This window comes from Corynebacterium macclintockiae, from assembly GCF_027570165.1.
In the GTDB taxonomy this organism is placed as follows: Bacteria; Actinomycetota; Actinomycetes; order Mycobacteriales; family Mycobacteriaceae; genus Corynebacterium; species Corynebacterium macclintockiae.
Genome location: NZ_JAKMUV010000002.1, coordinates 115,284 through 131,001, shown reverse-complemented (window position 1 = coordinate 131,001; position 15,718 = coordinate 115,284). Strand labels below are relative to the sequence as shown.

The following is a 15,718-nucleotide window of genomic DNA, read 5'->3' as shown; positions in this document are numbered from 1 at the left end:
CCTTCTAGTCGTTTAATCCCAGTGCTTCCGTCGCTACGCGCACCGGGTCGGGAGAGTCGGCGTCAATCCACACAATCCGCTTATCGCGCCGGAACCAGGAACGTTGCCGCCGAGCATAGCGACGGGTGCCGGTAATGGTGCGATCCACGGCTTCCTCGTACGTCAGCTCGCCGGCGAAATAGTCCAACACCTGCGCGTAACCGATAGCCTGGCCGGCGGTGGATTCGCGGACCAGGCCTTCGCCGACCAGAGCCCGCACCTCGTCGACGAGTCCCTGGTCGAACATCTGGCGAACCCGCAGCTCGATGCGCGGGTTGAGCCATTCGGCGGGAGCGTTCAGCCCCAACAGGCGCATGTTCCACCGTGGTGTGGAGTCCTTCGGGGGCTGCGAGGCCGCGAAGGGCTTGCCGGTCAGTTCAATGACTTCGAGGGCGCGGACGGTGCGGCGGGGATCGTTGTCCTCGATGATCCGGGCGGCCTCGGGGTCGATCGTCGCCAGGTGCTGGTGCATGGCAGCCACGCCGCGTTCGTCGAGTTGGCGCTGCCACTTTGCGCGCACGGCCGGATCGGTCGGAGGGAAGTCCCACTCGTCGACCAGCGCCTGGACGTACATCATGGAACCGCCGACGATGATGGGCACCTTGCCGCGGGAAAAAATTTTCTCCACGGTCTCGATCGCCCCATCGCGGTACTCCGCCACGCTGGCTGGCTTGGTGACCGGCCAGATATCCAGTTGGTGATGCGGGATGCCCTCCCTTTCGGATTCCGGAACCTTGGCCGTGCCGATATCCATGCCGCGGTACAGCTGCATAGAGTCGATATTGACGATTTCTCCGTCCAGCTGCTTGGCCAACGCCAAGGAGATTGCCGTCTTGCCGGACGCAGTGGGGCCGACGACGGCAATGGGGCGCGGACGGGTGGAGGAATTCATAGGAAACCAGTGTAGCCGCCCCAGTGCACCGCCCAAGATCCCCCACCAAGGTGCTGGCTGGTGTAATAATGACCTCATTGCCTGTGAAGGCGATTGGAACGTTTTGGTTTTAGGTAGGAGTATCCCCAATGACTGATCTCACGAATTCTCGTCCGGTTCCCAAGCCCGGTCCAAAGCCCGGCCCGAAGCCGGGACCGAAGGTGGTTCAGCCCGGGAGTGTCTCTATTCCCAAGAACGACCCCGCGCAGTTCGGCCGTGTAGATAACCAAGGAGTGGCCTGGGTGAGGACACCCGAGGGCGAGCGCCAGGTCGGCGAGTTTAAGGCCGGCACCCCGGAGGAGGGGCTGCAGCACTTCGGTGCGCGCTACGACGATCTGTGCACCGAGGTTCAGATGCTCGAGGCCCGCCTGACTAACAACCCGGAGCAGGCCCCGACCATTCGTCACGATGCCCAGGCACTGCTGGATTCGCTGAGCACCGCGGCGGTGATCGGCGATATCCCGGCGCTCGAGGCGCGACTGGAAAAAATTTCTCAGCGCACCCAGACCGCCGAACAGGAGGTCGCGGAGGCCAAGAAACAGCGCCGGGCGTCCGCTCTGGAGAGCAAGGAGGAGCTGCTGGCGGAGGTCGAGTCGATCGCTGCGGCAGACCCCTCTACAGTGAATTGGAAGCGCTCCGGCGAGCGCATCCGCACCATCGTCGAACAGTGGCGCGCCATCAAGGGCGTGGATCGTGCAAAGGACGACGAGCTGTGGAAGCGTTTCTCCTCTGCCCGCTCCGAGTTCAACCGCAAGCGCCAGGCACACTTCGATGAACTCGACCGCAATCGCGAGCGCGCGCGACTAAGGAAGGAAGACCTTATCGCGGAGGCCGAGGCTCTGCAGGATTCCACGGATTGGGGTGCCACCAGCGCCAAGTACCGCGACCTGATGAGCCAGTGGAAGGCAGCCGGCCGCGCCCCTCGCAACGTGGACGACCAGCTGTGGGAACGCTTCCGCAAGGCACAGGACGTATTCTTCGCCGCGCGCAAGGCCACCAACGCGGAAAAGGACAAGGAGTTCGAGGCGAATGCGGAGGCCAAGCAGGCTCTGATCGACGAGTACTCCCCCAAGGTCGATCCGCAGGCCCACGGCGTGGACAAGGCCCGCAAGGTGCTTCACGAGCTACAGGAGAAGTGGGAGCAGATCGGCTTCGTCCCCCGTGGCCGAGTCCGCGAATTTGAGGACAAGATCAAGGCCATCGAGTCCCGCGTTGAGGAAGCTGCCGATGCCGAGTGGCGCCGCACCGACCCGGAGGCTCAGGCACGTGTCGCCCAGTTCCAGGCCAAGGTTGACCAGTTCACCCGCGAAGCCGAGTCGGCGGAGAAGGCCGGCAACGCCTCCAAGGCAGAGAAGCTGCGCGCACAGGCCGCCCAGTGGCAGGAATGGGCAGATGCCGCTGCGGCGGCGCTAGAAAGCTAGCTCTCGGAATCCTGCTCGGAATCCTGCTCGGCTTTCTGCTCCGCCTTGCGCTGGCGCCGAGCCTTCGCGCGGGCACGCCGGTCATCGACGATCTCGGCTACCTCGCATTCCTCAATGCCCGTGCGTAGGCGCTGCTGCGCCAGACGGGATTCCTCGTCCCGGTGCGCTTCCTCGCGCCGCGCGGCCGCCAGGGCTCGCTGCAGCGGGTTCTTCTGGAACACCACGGCCGACATGGCGATAAACAGCACCGTCAACCCAAGCAGGCTGAAGACCAGCGGGATCGCCGGCCCGTCGCCCGTGAGTGTCGGCGGGCGGGTCTGCCGCATCCACACGGCAAACACGTTGTACCACCAGGCCACGCCCGCAAAAGCCCAGGTCACCCAGGCCACCATCCAGGACTTGGAAACGATGGTGCCAATCGTCAGCAAGATGGCAGTCAGTCGGAGCCAGGAAAAGATCATCTCCGGCTTCGTCGTATCGTTGTTCTGCGCCACCGGCGTATCGAAGAGCACGTCGAAGCCGCGCACGTCGCCCGCGTGCGGCAGGAAAATAGTGATCAGCGGAACCAGCAACCCGAAGGCCAGCAGAGGCATGTAGCGCCCCAGCACCACCTGGCGCGCGACCTTGCGCTCGGCACCACCGAGGTCGTCCCGGTACTTCGCTAGCCGGTCCACCTGATCTGCACTGTTGTCTGTTTTTTCCTTACTCACAGCGTCTTCTTTACTCACAGCCACATCCTCCCGTGCTGCATCCGCCCGCCGTGGTCGGCTCGGGCTTCTTGATGCTGGGCATTCCGAGCCCGACGCCCACAGGCGCCGTCGTCGGAGTCTCCCCCAGCTCTGTCATGTCCCCAGCCCGGGTGCGCCTGTGGCTCGCAACTCCGCCGTCGGCGATGAGGAAGTGTGGCGCGGCGTCAGTAATAACGACCTCCACGACATCACCTGCGCGGATATCGCCCTCCGGTGTGAAGTGCACGAGGCGCCCGTCGCGGGCACGACCGGAGCGGCGTTGGGTGCGGTCGTTTTTGCGGCCATCCGCCTGCACCAGCAGCTCCTGGGAAGTGCCGATGAGCTTGCGGTTCTCCTCCTCGCTGATGCGCTCCTGCAGCGCCAGCAGGCGCTCGTAGCGATCCTGCACCACAGCCTTCGGCAACTGGTTTTCCATCTCCGCAGCGGGAGTACCAGGGCGCGGCGAGTATTGGAAGGTGTAGGCGCTAGAGAACCGGGCCTTCTCTACGACGTCCATGGTCGCTTGGAAGTCCTCCTCCGTCTCGCCCGGGAAGCCGACGATGATGTCCGTGGTGATCGCCGCGTGCGGGATGCGCTCGCGCACCTTGTCGAGGATCGCCAGAAACTTCTTGGAGCGGTAGGAACGCTTCATGTCCTTCAGCACCTTGTCCGAGCCGGACTGCAGTGGCATGTGCAGCTGCGGGCAGACTGCGGGGGTTTCGGCCATCGCGTCGATTACGTCGTCGGTGAACTCGGCCGGGTGGGGGCTGGTGAAGCGCAGGCGTTCCAGGCCTTCGATCTCGCCGCAGGCGCGCAGCAGCTTGGAAAATGCCGTGCGGTCGCGCTCCAGGGTCTCGTCGGCGAAGTTCACGCCGTAGGCGTTGACGTTCTGACCCAGCAGCGTCACCTCGCTCACGCCCTGTGCCACCAGCGCCGTGACCTCGGCCAGGATCTCGCCGGGGCGGCGGTCCTGTTCCTTGCCGCGCAGCGCGGGCACGATGCAGAAGGTGCACGTGTTGTTGCAGCCGACGGAGACGGACACCCAGCCGGCGTACGCGGATTCGCGCTTGGCTGGCAGCACGGAGGGGAACTCCTCCAGCGAGTCGAAGATCTCCACCTCTGCCTTGTGGTTGTGCGCGGAACGCTCCAACAGCGTTGGCAGCGACCCTAGGTTGTGCGTGCCGAACACCACGTCGACCCATGGTGCTTTGTCCACCACGGTCTGCTTGTCCTTCTGCGCCATGCAGCCACCGACAGCGATCTGCATGCCGGGGTGTTCGTCCTTGATGGCCTTCATCTGGCCGAGGGTGCCGTACAGGCGCTTATCTGCGTTTTCCCGTACCGCGCAGGTGTTGAAAACCACCACGTCCGGGGTTGCGCCCTCATCTACGGGGACGTATCCGGAGTCTTCGAGCAGCCCGGACAGTCGCTCGGAATCGTGGACGTTCATCTGGCAGCCGAAGGTGCGCACCTCGTAAGTACGCGCGGCACCGCTGGTCTCGCCCGTTTGCGTCTGAATCGTCTGTGTCACGTGGATTACCCTACCCCTTCCATTGCTGCGTTTACGAAAGCGCGGTTGTTACCTAGTGACGCCCGCTACAACTCCTCTAGTCGCGCGTCCAGCGCGCGGCGCGCGTGGCGCAGCGCTAAGCCCTCCGGGAACCCGCGACGGGCGGCAACGCCCACCACACGTCGCAGAGCCTTGTCGTATTCCTTGCGATCGGCGGGTCGGGTCTTGATACTGGCTGCCTTCTTGGTCACCAGATCGTCGAGGATCCGTTCCTGGGACTCGTCATCGACCTGCGCCAAGGCATCGTCGATCAGCGGGGAGGCGATCCCCTTCTGCTGCAGTTCGCGGCGCAATACAGCAACGGATTTCTTTTGGTTCTTCTCCCGCTGGCGCACCCATTCGTTGGCAAACTCGGCATCGTCCAACATTCCATTGGCTGTGCAGCGGTTCAGAACCTCTTCCACGCCCTCCGGTTCACAGTCGGCCTCCAGCAGTCTGCGGCGCAGCTCCTCGGTAGACCGGGCACGGTGGTTGATCAGCCGCACCGCTTTGGCCTTAATCGGCGCGAGCCTCTCCTCCTGCGCCGTATCCACCAATCCCCCACCCTCACCGGGCGAGTAGTTGGCAATGGCCTGCCGGAGTGCCTCTATCGTTCCTTCGCGATCCCTATTCTTCACTGTCATCGTCGAAGTTCGGGCTCAGCTCAATGGGCTTATCCTCGTCCACTTGCCCCTCGGTGGCACCGTCAGCCTGCTCGTCCTTCATCTTGGCGTAGGGGCCGATCTTCAGCTCGCGGGCAATGCGATCCTCCAGTTCCGCGGAAAGATCCGGGTTGTTCTTGAGGAACTCGCGGGCCTTCTCCTTGCCCTGCCCCAGTTGGTCGCCGTCGTAGGTAAACCAGGAGCCGGACTTCTTAATCAGGCCGGTTTCCACACCCAGGTCGATGATGGAGCCCTCGCGCGAAATGCCCTCGCCGTAGAGGATGTCGAACTCCGCGATCTTAAACGGCGGGGAAACCTTGTTCTTCACAACCTTGATGCGCGTGCGGTTACCCACCACGTCCTGGCCGTCCTTCAGCGCCTGGATACGGCGAATATCGCAACGAACCGAAGCGTAGAACTTCAGCGCCTTACCGCCCGTCGTCGTCTCGGGCGAGCCGAACATCACGCCGATCTTCTCGCGCAGCTGGTTAATGAAGATGGCGGTGGTGCCCGTCTGGTACAGGGCACCGGTCATCTTGCGCAGCGCCTGGCTCATCAGACGCGCCTGCAGACCGACGTGGGAGTCGCCCATGTCGCCATCGATCTCCGCCTTGGGCGTCAGCGCCGCCACGGAGTCCACCACGATAATGTCGATGGCCCCAGAACGGATCAGCATGTCCGCGATCTCCAACGCCTGCTCGCCCGTATCCGGCTGAGAAACCAGTAGCGCATCCGTATCCACGCCCAGCGCGCGGGCGTACTCCGGATCCAGCGCGTGCTCGGCATCCACGAAGGCCGCAATACCGCCGTCCCGCTGCGCCTCCGCAATCGCGTGCAGCGCCACGGTGGTCTTACCGGAAGACTCCGGCCCGTAGATCTCCACCACACGACCGCGCGGAAAACCGCCGATGCCCAGCGCTGCGTTAATGGCGATATTGCCGGTGGAAATCGCCTGGATCGGCGGGCGGGTATCGTCGCCGAGGCGCATGATGGCACCCTTGCCAAAGTCCTTCTCGATCTGCGCCATAGCAAGCTCTAGAGCCTTGGAACGATCCTTCCCCGCCGCGGCGGCGGTCTGCTTCTTCTTCGGTGGCATAGAGTTGCTGCTCCTTACTTCTGCGTCGGCACCTGCTGTTTCCGTGCCCTGCTTATCTAACGTGCCTATATTCGTCATCTTTTTCGCACCCCCCGATCCCTTAGACCGAGGGCACCGCGAAAAGGTTCATTGACAGTTGTACTCGACCGCGCGGACAACCATGGCACCGACACACACCCTACACGAACCTTTGTTCGATTGTTTAACTGAATTCCTCAATCGCGCACAAGATGGGCGTCCATAAAGAAAGAACGGAGAGAACTAGATATCCTCGCCTAAGCGGCGCTCCTCCGGCACATCAAAGTCATCACACAGCGCCAGCCACACATCGCGCGGATCATACCCCTGTTCGATTAGCGCCGCGGGCGTGTCCCCCAAGGAACTCAGCACGTGGGTGTCCGCGATCCACGCACGGAAGCCATCGCCAAATTCACCTTCGGTTAGTCGATCAAACTCTGTCCTGCGCATGGTTTCCCAATCTACACCCCACCCCCGACCCAACCCCTCCTTGAACACTGTTCAAGTTTCACGACGAACTGGTTTATCATTCTATTTATGTCAACCACAGAAACTACAAAGTTCAAAGCGGTGGACCTCGCGTACATCGCCGTTTTCGCAGCTCTCATCATCGTCCTCGGCGGCGTACAGTTCCCCGTCGGCGTTTCCGGAGTGCCCATCGTGCTCCAAAACATGGGAATCCTCCTAGCCTCCCTCATACTCGGCTTCTGGCGCGGCGGCCTGGCCACTACCCTGTTCATCGCCGTAGGCTTCGTCGGCGTGCCCAACATGGCCGGTTGGAAGCCCGCCGCAGCAGCCGTCGCCGGCCCCACCGTGGGCTACATCGTCGGCTACGTCATCGCCGCCTTCGTCATCGGCCTCATCGCCCAGTACGCCCCACGCAACCTCAACGCCCGCGCCGCCGTGTTCTTCCTGGCAGGCATTGTCGGCGTGATCATCCAATACCTCTGCGGCACCGTCGGCCTGATGGTGCGCCTGGACTACAACCTGGGCACCGCACTGGCCACCAACACGCCGTTCATCCCGGGCGACCTCATCAAGATCGTCCTCGCCGTCGCCATTGCCCTCGCCGTGACAAAGGCCGTTCCTGACCTGCTCCCCACGCTTCGCAAGCCCCAAAGCGCCGACTCCCCCAAGGCCTAGAATGCCCGTCATCGAGTTCGACAATGTGGGCGTCACCTTCCCCAGCGCCACAGGCCAACGCACCGTGCTCCACGACATCAACCTGACCTTGAGCGAACGGCGCATCGGCATCATCGGCTCCAACGGCTCGGGCAAATCCACTTTGGCGCGCCTCATCAACGGCCTTGCCGAACCAACGCGCGGCCAGGTGCGCGTCGCGGGCCTCGACGTGGCCAAACACGGTCGCCAGGTGCGCAAGCAGGTGGGGTTTATTTTTAGTGACGCCGACAACCAGATCATCATGCCCACTGTCGCCGAAGACGTCGCGTTTTCCTTAAGAGCAACCACCAAGAAAGGCCCCGAGCGGCGGAAGAAGGTACAACGCGCGCTTCAGAACATGGGCCTGGAGCACCTGGCGGATGCCTCCCCGCACTTCCTCTCCGGTGGCGAAAAGCAACTGCTAGCACTTGCTTCAGTCTTGGTAGCCGAGCCGGACCTAGTGATTGCCGACGAGCCGACCACCCTGCTGGATCTGGGGAATCGGCGGATGATCGCCCGCACCCTGGCGGAACTGCCGCAGCAACTGATCGTGGTCTCCCACGACCTAGAACTCCTAGAGGACATGGACCGGGTGCTGTGGGTCAGCGACGGCCGGATTCACGACGACGGACCGGCGGAGCGCGTGATCAACGACTACGTTGACAGCTACCGGAGTTAGGGAGGCTCACGAATGAAGCAACCCCTGCACGTACATGTGCCACTGTCCGTGTTTCACCCCGGGACCTCGGTATTCCACCGGGCACCAGCGGGCCTAAAAATTTTTTTACTGCTGGTTTTCCTCGTCGGCACTGCCCTGTGGGCCAAGGTTCCGTGGCAGGCCGGAGTGCTCGTCGGGTTCACGGCGATCTGCTACCTGGCCGCGCGGATTCCCGTCCGCCTAACGCTGCAGCAGCTGCTGCCTCCTACCGTGTTGCTGGCCGCTTTTGCTGGATTGCTGTGGTGGCAGCGCGACCTGCCGACTGCCTTGACCTACTTCGGAGTGATCCTGTCGGCGGTCGCGATGGCCAGCCTACTCACACTGACCACGACGGTCGTGGCCTTGATGGACGCCGTAGAGGCCGGACTGCGGCCGCTCGGCAGGATCGGCTTGCCCGTGGAGACCATCAGCCTGCTCCTTGCGCTGACCATTCGCCTGATTCCACTGACCGCGCTGACGGTGAACGAGGTGCTGGACGCAAGAAAAGCACGGGGCGCATCGCGCTCCGTGCTTGCGTTCGGCGTGCCGGTTATTGTCCGCAGCCTGCTTCGCGCCCGCCACCTTGGCGAGGCGCTGAAATCCCGTGGGGTCGGAAACTAGTTCTCGTTGCGCAGCTGACGCATGCGCTCGGCGACTGCATCCTGGCCGACGTTGCCGGCCTGCGGCTTCGCCTGCTCGATAGCCTCCGGCTGCTGGCCACCGGCAAGCTGGCTGTTGCCGCTGTTCATCTCCGCACGGATCTGCTCCAGGCGGGAGTGCCCCGCCATCTGAATGCCGGCACGCTCGACCTCTGCCATGCGTCCCTGGACGGAGTTCTGTGCCAGCTCAGACTGGCCGAGTGCGTTGGCGTAGCGGCGCTCGATCTTCTCGCGCACCTGGTCCAGGTTCGGAGAGCCGTTAGCGGTCACAGCATCCATGGACTGCAGGGATTCGGCGACCTTCTCCTGCATCTTCGCCTGCTCCAGCTGGCTCAGTAGCTTGGTGCGCTCGGCAGCCTTCTGCTGCAGCTGCATGGAGTTGCGCTCCACCGCCTGCTTGGCCTGTGCTGCCTGCTGCAGGGCCTGGTCGTGCAGGCTCTTCATGTCCTCCACGGACTGCTCGGCGGTCACCAGCTGTGCGGCGAAGGCCTCCGCGGCGTTCTCGTATTCCATCGCCTTCTGCTGGTCGCCCGCAGCGCGCGCCTTATCCGCCAGGTTAAGCGCCTGCTTGGTGTTGGCCTGCAGCTTCTCTACGTCTTCCAGCTGGCGGTTCAGCTTCATCTCCAGCTGACGTTGGTTGCCAATCACCGCTGCGGCCTGCTGAGACAGAGCCTGGTGCTGCTTCTGCGCTTCCGCGATGGCCTGCTCGATCTGAATCTTCGGATCAGCGTTCTCTTCGATCTTGTTGTCGAAGAGCGCCATCAGGTACTTCCACGCCTTCACAAACGGATTGGCCATGCGCTAATACTCCTTTAATACGGCCCCGAGAACCGGGTTAAAAAATTTTTTCTACGCGAATGATTCTATCAATATTCAGCTGTACTGCGCCCCTTTACGGCCCCTTCACGCCCCCTCCACAGCTCCCTCCGCAACACTTATGCGCGAGCCCTGTCCCCCGCGGTCGCAGCCATGTTCGCTGCCAGCTCTGCAGCCGCCGCATCCAGAGCCATCATCGACGCAGCTTCCAGAATCACCGAGGCGACAGATACCGCCATCGCGTGACACACGCTAGCCAACAGCTCAGAGGAAACCTCCTTGCGACCCCGCTCGAGCTCCGAGAGGTACCCCGGGCTGACGTTCGCCAAAGACGCAAGCTGGCGCAGCGTAAAGCCGTTGTTTGTGCGGTATTCCTTCAGCGTGGCTCCCAGAGCCTCCCGCAGAAGTGGCTCGTCCGCCGGCATCCGCTCACTCGGACGCTCCACTGCAACCGTATCCATGACCATAGTATTGTGACTCATCAATCATCCCAACGTTCCAGGCGGCGAATTTGTTCCCGCCAGTCTACGCGCTAGCCAGTTCCAGCGCGCGCTTTACGCTGAACTGGCGAATTTCCGCCCGCAGCTGTGCGGAATCTAACCCGTCGAACTCGCCGCTGTCGCGCCTGCGGGCAAACTCCTCATAAAGGTTTTCCACTCTTATGGCACCCGTGCCGTCACACACCGCAACGAAAACCTCGCCCACCGGATGCCCGTCCTGCGGATCTGGCCCCGCCACGCCCGTCAGTGCTATGCCGACATCGGCGCCGCAGGCCTTTGCCGCCCCAGCTGCCATCTCTGCCGCTGTCTCCGCCGACACCGGCCCGTGCGCGCGCAGAGTCTCCTGACTGACCCCTGCCAGGTTGTGCTTGAGCTCTGTTGCATAGGTAATGACGCCGCCGCGGAGAACCGCCGAAGCCCCAGGCACTTCTGCAATTGTGGCCGCACACAGACCTGCGGTAAGGGATTCCGCCGTCGCCACGGTCAGACCCCGCCGGGTGAACTCCCGTACTAAGCGTACGGCGGCGGGGTGAGCGGACACTTAGGCGTTTTCCTTGCGGGAATCCACAATGTACTGCACGCCCGTGACGACGGTCTGTACGACGGCCACGCCCATTACGATCATGGCGATGGTCTGCACGACCCCACCGAAAGGCAGTATGTAAAGGAACACCGCCAGGGTCTGCAGCACGGTCTTTAGCTTCCCGCCCTTGGATGCTGGCACCACATTACCTTGGCGCGCCAACACCATGCGCCAGACGGTGATTCCCAGCTCGCGCACAACGACGATGGCAGTGACCCACCACGGTAGCTCGCCGAGGATATTCAGGCTTACGAACGCGGAGATCATCAGCGCCTTGTCCGCGATGGGATCAGCCAACTTTCCGAAGTCGGTGATGACCTCATAGCGACGCGCCAGGTAGCCGTCCAGCTGGTCGGTGAACATCAACAGGCTAAACGCCAGCAGAGCCCACCAGCGGTGCGCACGGTCGGTATCGGACCCAGCCACGTCCCACTCCCCGGAAGTCAGGATCAGCCAGAGGAACACCGGGATCAAGGCGATGCGAATGCACGTGAGTACATTCGGCAGGCTCACGTTGTGGACGAACCTGCCAAACGACGATCGCGGTGTTGAAGTGTTCACGAGTATCTATCCTAGCGCGGAGCTCTATTCGTTTTCGGCCAGATTCTTCTTGCCCACCGTCAAGCTCAGAACTGTCGTGACAACGAGGATGCCAACGATCGTCAGCAGGGAGAATTCCACGGAAACCTCGGGCACAGACAGCCCCTGACCGCTGTTGATAAACGGCAGGTTGTTCTCATGCAGGGCGTGCAGGATCAGCTTCACACCGATAAACGCCAGGATGAGGAACAGCCCGTAAGACAGGTAGACCAGACGATCCAGCAGGCCATCCAGCAGGAAGTAGAGCTGCCGCAGTCCCAACAGTGCCAAGGCGTTGGTCGTAAACACAATGTATGGTTCGCTGGTAATGCCGTAGATGGCAGGGATGGAATCCAAGGCGAAGAGCACGTCGACGAAGCCGATGGCCACCAGGGCGATGAAAAGTGGCGTCAAAACCTTCTTGCCATTTTCCTTAAACCACAAACGGTCCGACTCGTAGTGATCCGAGACATGAATAAACTTGCGCACTGCTTTGATGACCATCATGTCCTGCGGGTCCTGCTCCTCCTGGCCGGAGATCTCGTCCCACAGAAGCTTCGCGGCGGTCCACAGCAGGAACAGGCCGAACAGGTAGAACACATCGGACCAGGCCTCAATGATGGCCGCGCCTAGGGCGATGAACACGCCACGCAGGATTAGCGCCAGCGCGATACCGATCAATAGCGCCTTTTGCTGGTACTTGCGTGGGATCTTAAAGGAGCTCAGGATCAGCGCGAAAACGAATAGATTGTCTACGCTCAAGGCCTTTTCGGTGATATAGCCGGCGAAGAACTCCATGCCGTGCTGGTGCGGGTTCCCCGGCTCACCCCAGGTCAGCCACAGGAAACCACCGAAGAGGCAGGCAAGAGCCACGTAGAACAGCGACCACAGCGCCGACTCCTTCATCGACGGCTCGTGAGGAGTCTTGACGTGGCTGTAAAAATCGAAGACAAAGAATCCGGCGACCACGACGATGGTGATCACCCAGGTTAAGGCGTTAACTTCCATGTAAAACCTCCGGTCGTAAAAATGCGTCACTTGTTAGACCGGAGGTCTCCCCTGCCCGTTCCAAAAACAGTCACGAGCCGACATGACCGGGACGTTCGCGGGACATCCGCACCTGCCGTGTTGACGATCAATGTCGAGGCGCCAAAAAATTTTTGGCGTTAGGGTACTCCCCTCCAACTGGTGCTCACTCTACACGCCCTGGGCGCGGGCTTGGGGAGGCGGGGGCGGATAGAGGTACCTACACTGCCCCGCTCGGCGGATTGGCCGAGACTACACGGGTGGTCTCGGAGTCTTCCTCCGCTACCTCCTTGGGCGCGTCCTCCGGGTTAGCGCCCTTGATCATCCAGAGCATCGTCTCCAGCTCTTCCGGCTTGACCAGCACCTCGCGCGCCTTCGACCCCTCGGACGGACCAACCACGCCGCGGGTTTCCATGAGGTCCATAAGTCGGCCGGCCTTGGCAAAACCGATGCGCAGCTTGCGCTGCAGCATGGAAGTCGATCCGAACTGGCTAGTCACGACCAGCTCGACTGCCTGCAGCAGATCCTCCAGGTCATCGCCGATGTCCGGATCGATATCCTTCTTCGCCTCAGCGGCCTTGTCCTCGGTCACGCCTTCGGTGTAGTCGGGTTCTGCCTGATCCTTCGCAGCCTCGACGACCGCGCTGATCTCCTCGTCCGTCACGAAGGCACCCTGGATACGCTGCGGCTTGCCAGCACCCTGCGGGATGAACAGGCCGTCGCCCATGCCGATCAGCTTCTCCGCGCCACCCTGGTCCAGGATCACGCGGGAGTCCGTCGACGAACTGGTGGCGAAGGCCAGTCGCGAAGGCACGTTCGTCTTGATCAGGCCGGTGACTACGTCTACCGACGGGCGCTGTGTCGCCAGCACCAGGTGGATGCCGGCGGCACGGGCCTTCTGGGTGATACGCACGATCGAGTCCTCGATCTCGCGCGGGGCAGTCATCATCAGGTCGGCCAGCTCGTCGACCACACAGACGATGTACGGGTACGGGCGGTATTCGCGCTCGGAGCCCAGCGGTGTGGTGATTTCACCCGACTTCACCTTGCGGTTGAAGTCCTTGATGTGGCGCACGCGGCTGGCCTTCATGTCCATGTACCGCTGTTCCATCTCTTCCACCAGCCAGGTCAGCGCCGCGGCGGCCTTCTTCGGCTGCGTAATAATCGGCGTGATGAGGTGCGGGATGCCCTCGTAGGGGGTCAGCTCCACCATCTTCGGGTCGACCAGGATCAGGCGCACGTCGTCGGGGGTTGCACGGGTCAACAGGGAAACCAGCATCGAGTTAACGAATGCCGACTTACCGGAGCCCGTCGAACCTGCCACCAACAGGTGCGGCATCTTCTGGATCGAGTGAGCCACAAAGTCGCCTTCGATATCCTTGCCCAGTCCGATAACCATGGGATCGTGGTCGGCCCGCACCTTCGGAGCCTCCAGCACATCGGCCAGACGCACCATTTCGCGGTCCGTGTTGGGAACTTCGATGCCTACGGCGGACTTGCCGGGGATCGGGGTCAGCAGACGCACGTTATCGGTAGCCACCGCGTAGGCCAGGTTGGACTGCAAGTTGGTGATCTTTGAAACCTTCACGCCAGGGCCCAGTTCGACCTCGTAGCGGGTCACTGTCGGTCCGCGGCTAAAGCCCGTCACCTGTGCGTCGACGTTGAATTCCGCGAACACATCCGTGATCGCTTCGATCATCCGGTCGTTCGTCTCGCTGCGGGTCTTCGGTGTGTCGCCCTTGATTAGCAGTTCGGTTGACGGCAGCGCGTAATCGCTGTCGCTGCCACTGTCGTTGTTGTTGTTTTTGTTCTGGACGCCCCGTCCCGCAGTCTCAGCCTCTTCCAATTCCGACTTGGGGGTCGAAGCTGGAATCTTGGCGGCATCAATTCCGGAGCGAGCGACGATGGCATTGCGTACCGAATCGCGCGAGTCGGCCACGGGATCCCGGCGGGCGGGCTTGGCCGGTGCGTCGAGATCCAACTCTGCATCCAGGTCGTCGTCTTCCAGCAGATCCGCAACGTCGTCGACCTGGGGCTCGGGCTTGGCTACAGGCTTCGGTGCTGCCTTGGACGCCGGCTTTGCCTTCGGTCGGCGGCGCGGCTGGCGCTTCGGCTGCTCCAGGTCGTCCAGCACCAGAGTTTCGTTCTGGTCCGCGTCAGCGTCGGCCTCCACGGGGTAGTTATCCATCGGCGTGCGGTAGTTCGCGCGAGCCGCGCGGGTGATCTCGCGGTCGACATGGCCATATTGATCGTCGTCGATCCCCTCGGCATCGTCATCGTAGGCGTCATAAGCGGCGCCACCACGGCCACCTCCCACGCCGAGGAAGTCCACGGCGAGGTTGTAGATCTGCTTGACCGTCAGCCCCGTCAGCTGCAGGGCTCCATAGACGATCGCCAGCAGCAGGAGTGGTACAGCCAGGTAGGAGCTAAAGCCCACGGCCATCGGCGTGCCGATCGCCTGGCCGACGAGTCCGCCAGCGCTAGATTTACCGCCACTGGTCGTCGGCTGTCCGGCAAATATGTGGATCAACCCCAGCATGGAAAGCACGATCAACGCAGAGCCGAGCCACAGGCGGAGCGTGGAGCGCTGGGTGCGCTCGATGCCCACCATCAGCACCCAGGCGGCAAACGCCATAGCAACCGGTACCACGTAGCCGCCGGCGCCGATGATCCAGGTGAGAATGCCGGCGATCGCGTTGCCCACTGCTCCGCCCACGCCGAACCACAACGTTCCGGCCAGAATCAGGGCAACGGCGAACACGCCGATCGCTGCGCCATCGTAGGATCCACCGATGCGCGTTGGATAGCCCTCGGTGTCCCGGGAATCATCGGCGTTGAAGTCGGCGTCAAAACCATCGTCTTCGGTATCCGGGGTCCAGTTGTCGCTTGCTCGAGAACCGCGACGCTTGTCAACCTTCTTAACTTGACTTGTGCGCGATCCTCGCTGGTTACCCCGTTTGGAGATCACCTGCGTCTCCGCCTCCTCTACAACGTCTAGATCTTCATCGTCAAAAGTGTCAAAGTCGCTACTACGGTTGTGGCTGGCTAGACGGCGGGTCAGGCCACCAATCCCCCGTGCGGCACCGCTGAACGCAGATCCTAGAGAATGGCCGACCACTCCAAAGGCGCTGCCGGTCCTTTCGAAGCCCTCGTCCCCGGAATAGCCGGAGTAGCCAGAGCTAGAACGGCCGACGTGGGCGTCCCGGTTGCGGGGCGCCGAGCTGCGTGAACGACTTGTGACAGACATGGTCAC

Annotated in this window: 16 protein-coding genes; 4 read left to right on the top strand and 12 right to left on the bottom strand. The window is 62.4% G+C overall.

All coding sequences use genetic code 11. The features are described 5' to 3' along the window. Positions 1–4 precede the first annotated feature (4 nt). Complete coding sequence (gene miaA, locus L8U58_RS02260; RefSeq protein WP_269954605.1) at positions 5–931, bottom strand: tRNA (adenosine(37)-N6)-dimethylallyltransferase MiaA; 927 nt, start codon at positions 929–931, stop codon at positions 5–7. Positions 932–1,059: 128 nt separating this feature from the next. Here miaA and L8U58_RS02255 point away from each other — a divergent pair, with 128 nt between their 5' ends. Continuing rightward, on the top strand, positions 1,060–2,391 hold the full coding sequence (locus tag L8U58_RS02255; protein WP_269954604.1) for a DUF349 domain-containing protein: 1,332 nt from the start codon (positions 1,060–1,062) through the stop codon (positions 2,389–2,391). Here the strand turns inward: L8U58_RS02255 and L8U58_RS02250 are convergent. The 5 genes from L8U58_RS02250 to L8U58_RS02230 form a co-directional block, all read right to left on the bottom strand. Then, entirely contained in the window at positions 2,388–3,101 is a 714-nt protein-coding gene (locus L8U58_RS02250) for an Rv2732c family membrane protein (RefSeq protein ID WP_255463813.1), read from the bottom strand. The two genes, L8U58_RS02255 and L8U58_RS02250, sit on opposite strands and share 4 nt — an antisense overlap. Before the next feature lie 10 nt (positions 3,102–3,111). Next, positions 3,112–4,650: a tRNA (N6-isopentenyl adenosine(37)-C2)-methylthiotransferase MiaB gene (gene miaB, locus L8U58_RS02245; RefSeq protein WP_269954603.1), complete on the bottom strand. Its 1,539-nt coding sequence runs from the start codon at positions 4,648–4,650 to the stop codon at positions 3,112–3,114. Positions 4,651–4,715: 65 nt separating this feature from the next. Further along, the gene (gene recX / locus L8U58_RS02240; RefSeq protein ID WP_269954602.1) at positions 4,716–5,312 is read right to left on the bottom strand and encodes a recombination regulator RecX; all 597 of its coding nucleotides are present in this window, start codon (positions 5,310–5,312) and stop codon (positions 4,716–4,718) included. After that, a complete protein-coding gene (gene recA / locus L8U58_RS02235) occupies positions 5,296–6,426 on the bottom strand; it encodes a recombinase RecA (RefSeq protein WP_034972876.1) in 1,131 nt (376 codons plus the stop codon). Before recA ends, recX begins: the two co-directional genes overlap by 17 nt. A gap of 261 nt (positions 6,427–6,687) precedes the next feature. Then, on the bottom strand, positions 6,688–6,894 hold the full coding sequence (locus L8U58_RS02230; RefSeq protein WP_034970741.1) for a DUF3046 domain-containing protein: 207 nt from the start codon (positions 6,892–6,894) through the stop codon (positions 6,688–6,690). Between the two features lie 87 nt (positions 6,895–6,981). Here L8U58_RS02230 and L8U58_RS02225 point away from each other — a divergent pair, with 87 nt between their 5' ends. Genes L8U58_RS02225 through L8U58_RS02215 form a run of 3 tightly spaced genes read left to right on the top strand, consistent with a single transcriptional unit; the run spans position 6,982 to position 8,923 of the window. Next, positions 6,982–7,587 (top strand): biotin transporter BioY, encoded by a 606-nt coding sequence (locus tag L8U58_RS02225; protein WP_196244230.1) that lies wholly within the window; start codon positions 6,982–6,984, stop codon positions 7,585–7,587. Between the two features lies 1 nt (position 7,588). Continuing rightward, the gene (locus L8U58_RS02220; RefSeq protein ID WP_269954601.1) at positions 7,589–8,284 is read left to right on the top strand and encodes an energy-coupling factor ABC transporter ATP-binding protein; all 696 of its coding nucleotides are present in this window, start codon (positions 7,589–7,591) and stop codon (positions 8,282–8,284) included. 12 nt (positions 8,285–8,296) lie between these two features. Beyond that, positions 8,297–8,923, top strand: a complete 627-nt coding sequence (locus tag L8U58_RS02215; protein ID WP_269954600.1) for an energy-coupling factor transporter transmembrane component T family protein — start codon at positions 8,297–8,299, stop codon at positions 8,921–8,923. On the opposite strand, the gene L8U58_RS02210 is transcribed toward L8U58_RS02215, so the two are convergent. From L8U58_RS02210 to L8U58_RS02185, 6 genes are all read right to left on the bottom strand, one after another. Beyond that, complete coding sequence (locus L8U58_RS02210; RefSeq protein WP_269954599.1) at positions 8,920–9,759, bottom strand: PspA/IM30 family protein; 840 nt, start codon at positions 9,757–9,759, stop codon at positions 8,920–8,922. The genes L8U58_RS02215 and L8U58_RS02210 overlap by 4 nt on opposite strands. Before the next feature lie 137 nt (positions 9,760–9,896). Beyond that, positions 9,897–10,244 (bottom strand): helix-turn-helix domain-containing protein, encoded by a 348-nt coding sequence (locus L8U58_RS02205; protein ID WP_034970740.1) that lies wholly within the window; start codon positions 10,242–10,244, stop codon positions 9,897–9,899. A 58-nt stretch (positions 10,245–10,302) separates the two neighbouring features. Continuing rightward, a complete protein-coding gene (locus L8U58_RS02200; protein ID WP_269954598.1) occupies positions 10,303–10,818 on the bottom strand; it encodes a CinA family protein in 516 nt (171 codons plus the stop codon). After that, on the bottom strand, positions 10,819–11,421 hold the full coding sequence (gene pgsA / locus L8U58_RS02195) for a CDP-diacylglycerol--glycerol-3-phosphate 3-phosphatidyltransferase (RefSeq protein ID WP_034982053.1): 603 nt from the start codon (positions 11,419–11,421) through the stop codon (positions 10,819–10,821). Positions 11,422–11,445: 24 nt separating this feature from the next. Then, complete coding sequence (locus L8U58_RS02190; protein ID WP_034982054.1) at positions 11,446–12,447, bottom strand: TerC family protein; 1,002 nt, start codon at positions 12,445–12,447, stop codon at positions 11,446–11,448. Between the two features lie 238 nt (positions 12,448–12,685). Continuing rightward, on the bottom strand, positions 12,686–15,712 hold the full coding sequence (locus tag L8U58_RS02185) for an FtsK/SpoIIIE family DNA translocase (RefSeq protein WP_269954597.1): 3,027 nt from the start codon (positions 15,710–15,712) through the stop codon (positions 12,686–12,688). Positions 15,713–15,718 lie beyond the last annotated feature (6 nt).

Coding starts and splice junctions, on each gene's coding strand:
- recA (WP_034972876.1), bottom strand. CDS start 6,426: ATGCCACCGAAGAAGAAGCAGACCGCCGCCGCGGCGGGGAAGGATCGT.
- L8U58_RS02255 (WP_269954604.1), top strand. CDS start 1,060: ATGACTGATCTCACGAATTCTCGTCCGGTTCCCAAGCCCGGTCCAAAG.
- L8U58_RS02230 (WP_034970741.1), bottom strand. CDS start 6,894: ATGCGCAGGACAGAGTTTGATCGACTAACCGAAGGTGAATTTGGCGAT.
- L8U58_RS02225 (WP_196244230.1), top strand. CDS start 6,982: ATGTCAACCACAGAAACTACAAAGTTCAAAGCGGTGGACCTCGCGTAC.
- L8U58_RS02190 (WP_034982054.1), bottom strand. CDS start 12,447: ATGGAAGTTAACGCCTTAACCTGGGTGATCACCATCGTCGTGGTCGCC.
- L8U58_RS02210 (WP_269954599.1), bottom strand. CDS start 9,759: ATGGCCAATCCGTTTGTGAAGGCGTGGAAGTACCTGATGGCGCTCTTC.
- L8U58_RS02205 (WP_034970740.1), bottom strand. CDS start 10,244: ATGGTCATGGATACGGTTGCAGTGGAGCGTCCGAGTGAGCGGATGCCG.
- recX (WP_269954602.1), bottom strand. CDS start 5,312: ATGACAGTGAAGAATAGGGATCGCGAAGGAACGATAGAGGCACTCCGG.
- L8U58_RS02215 (WP_269954600.1), top strand. CDS start 8,297: ATGAAGCAACCCCTGCACGTACATGTGCCACTGTCCGTGTTTCACCCC.
- L8U58_RS02220 (WP_269954601.1), top strand. CDS start 7,589: ATGCCCGTCATCGAGTTCGACAATGTGGGCGTCACCTTCCCCAGCGCC.
- L8U58_RS02185 (WP_269954597.1), bottom strand. CDS start 15,712: ATGTCTGTCACAAGTCGTTCACGCAGCTCGGCGCCCCGCAACCGGGAC.
- miaA (WP_269954605.1), bottom strand. CDS start 931: ATGAATTCCTCCACCCGTCCGCGCCCCATTGCCGTCGTCGGCCCCACT.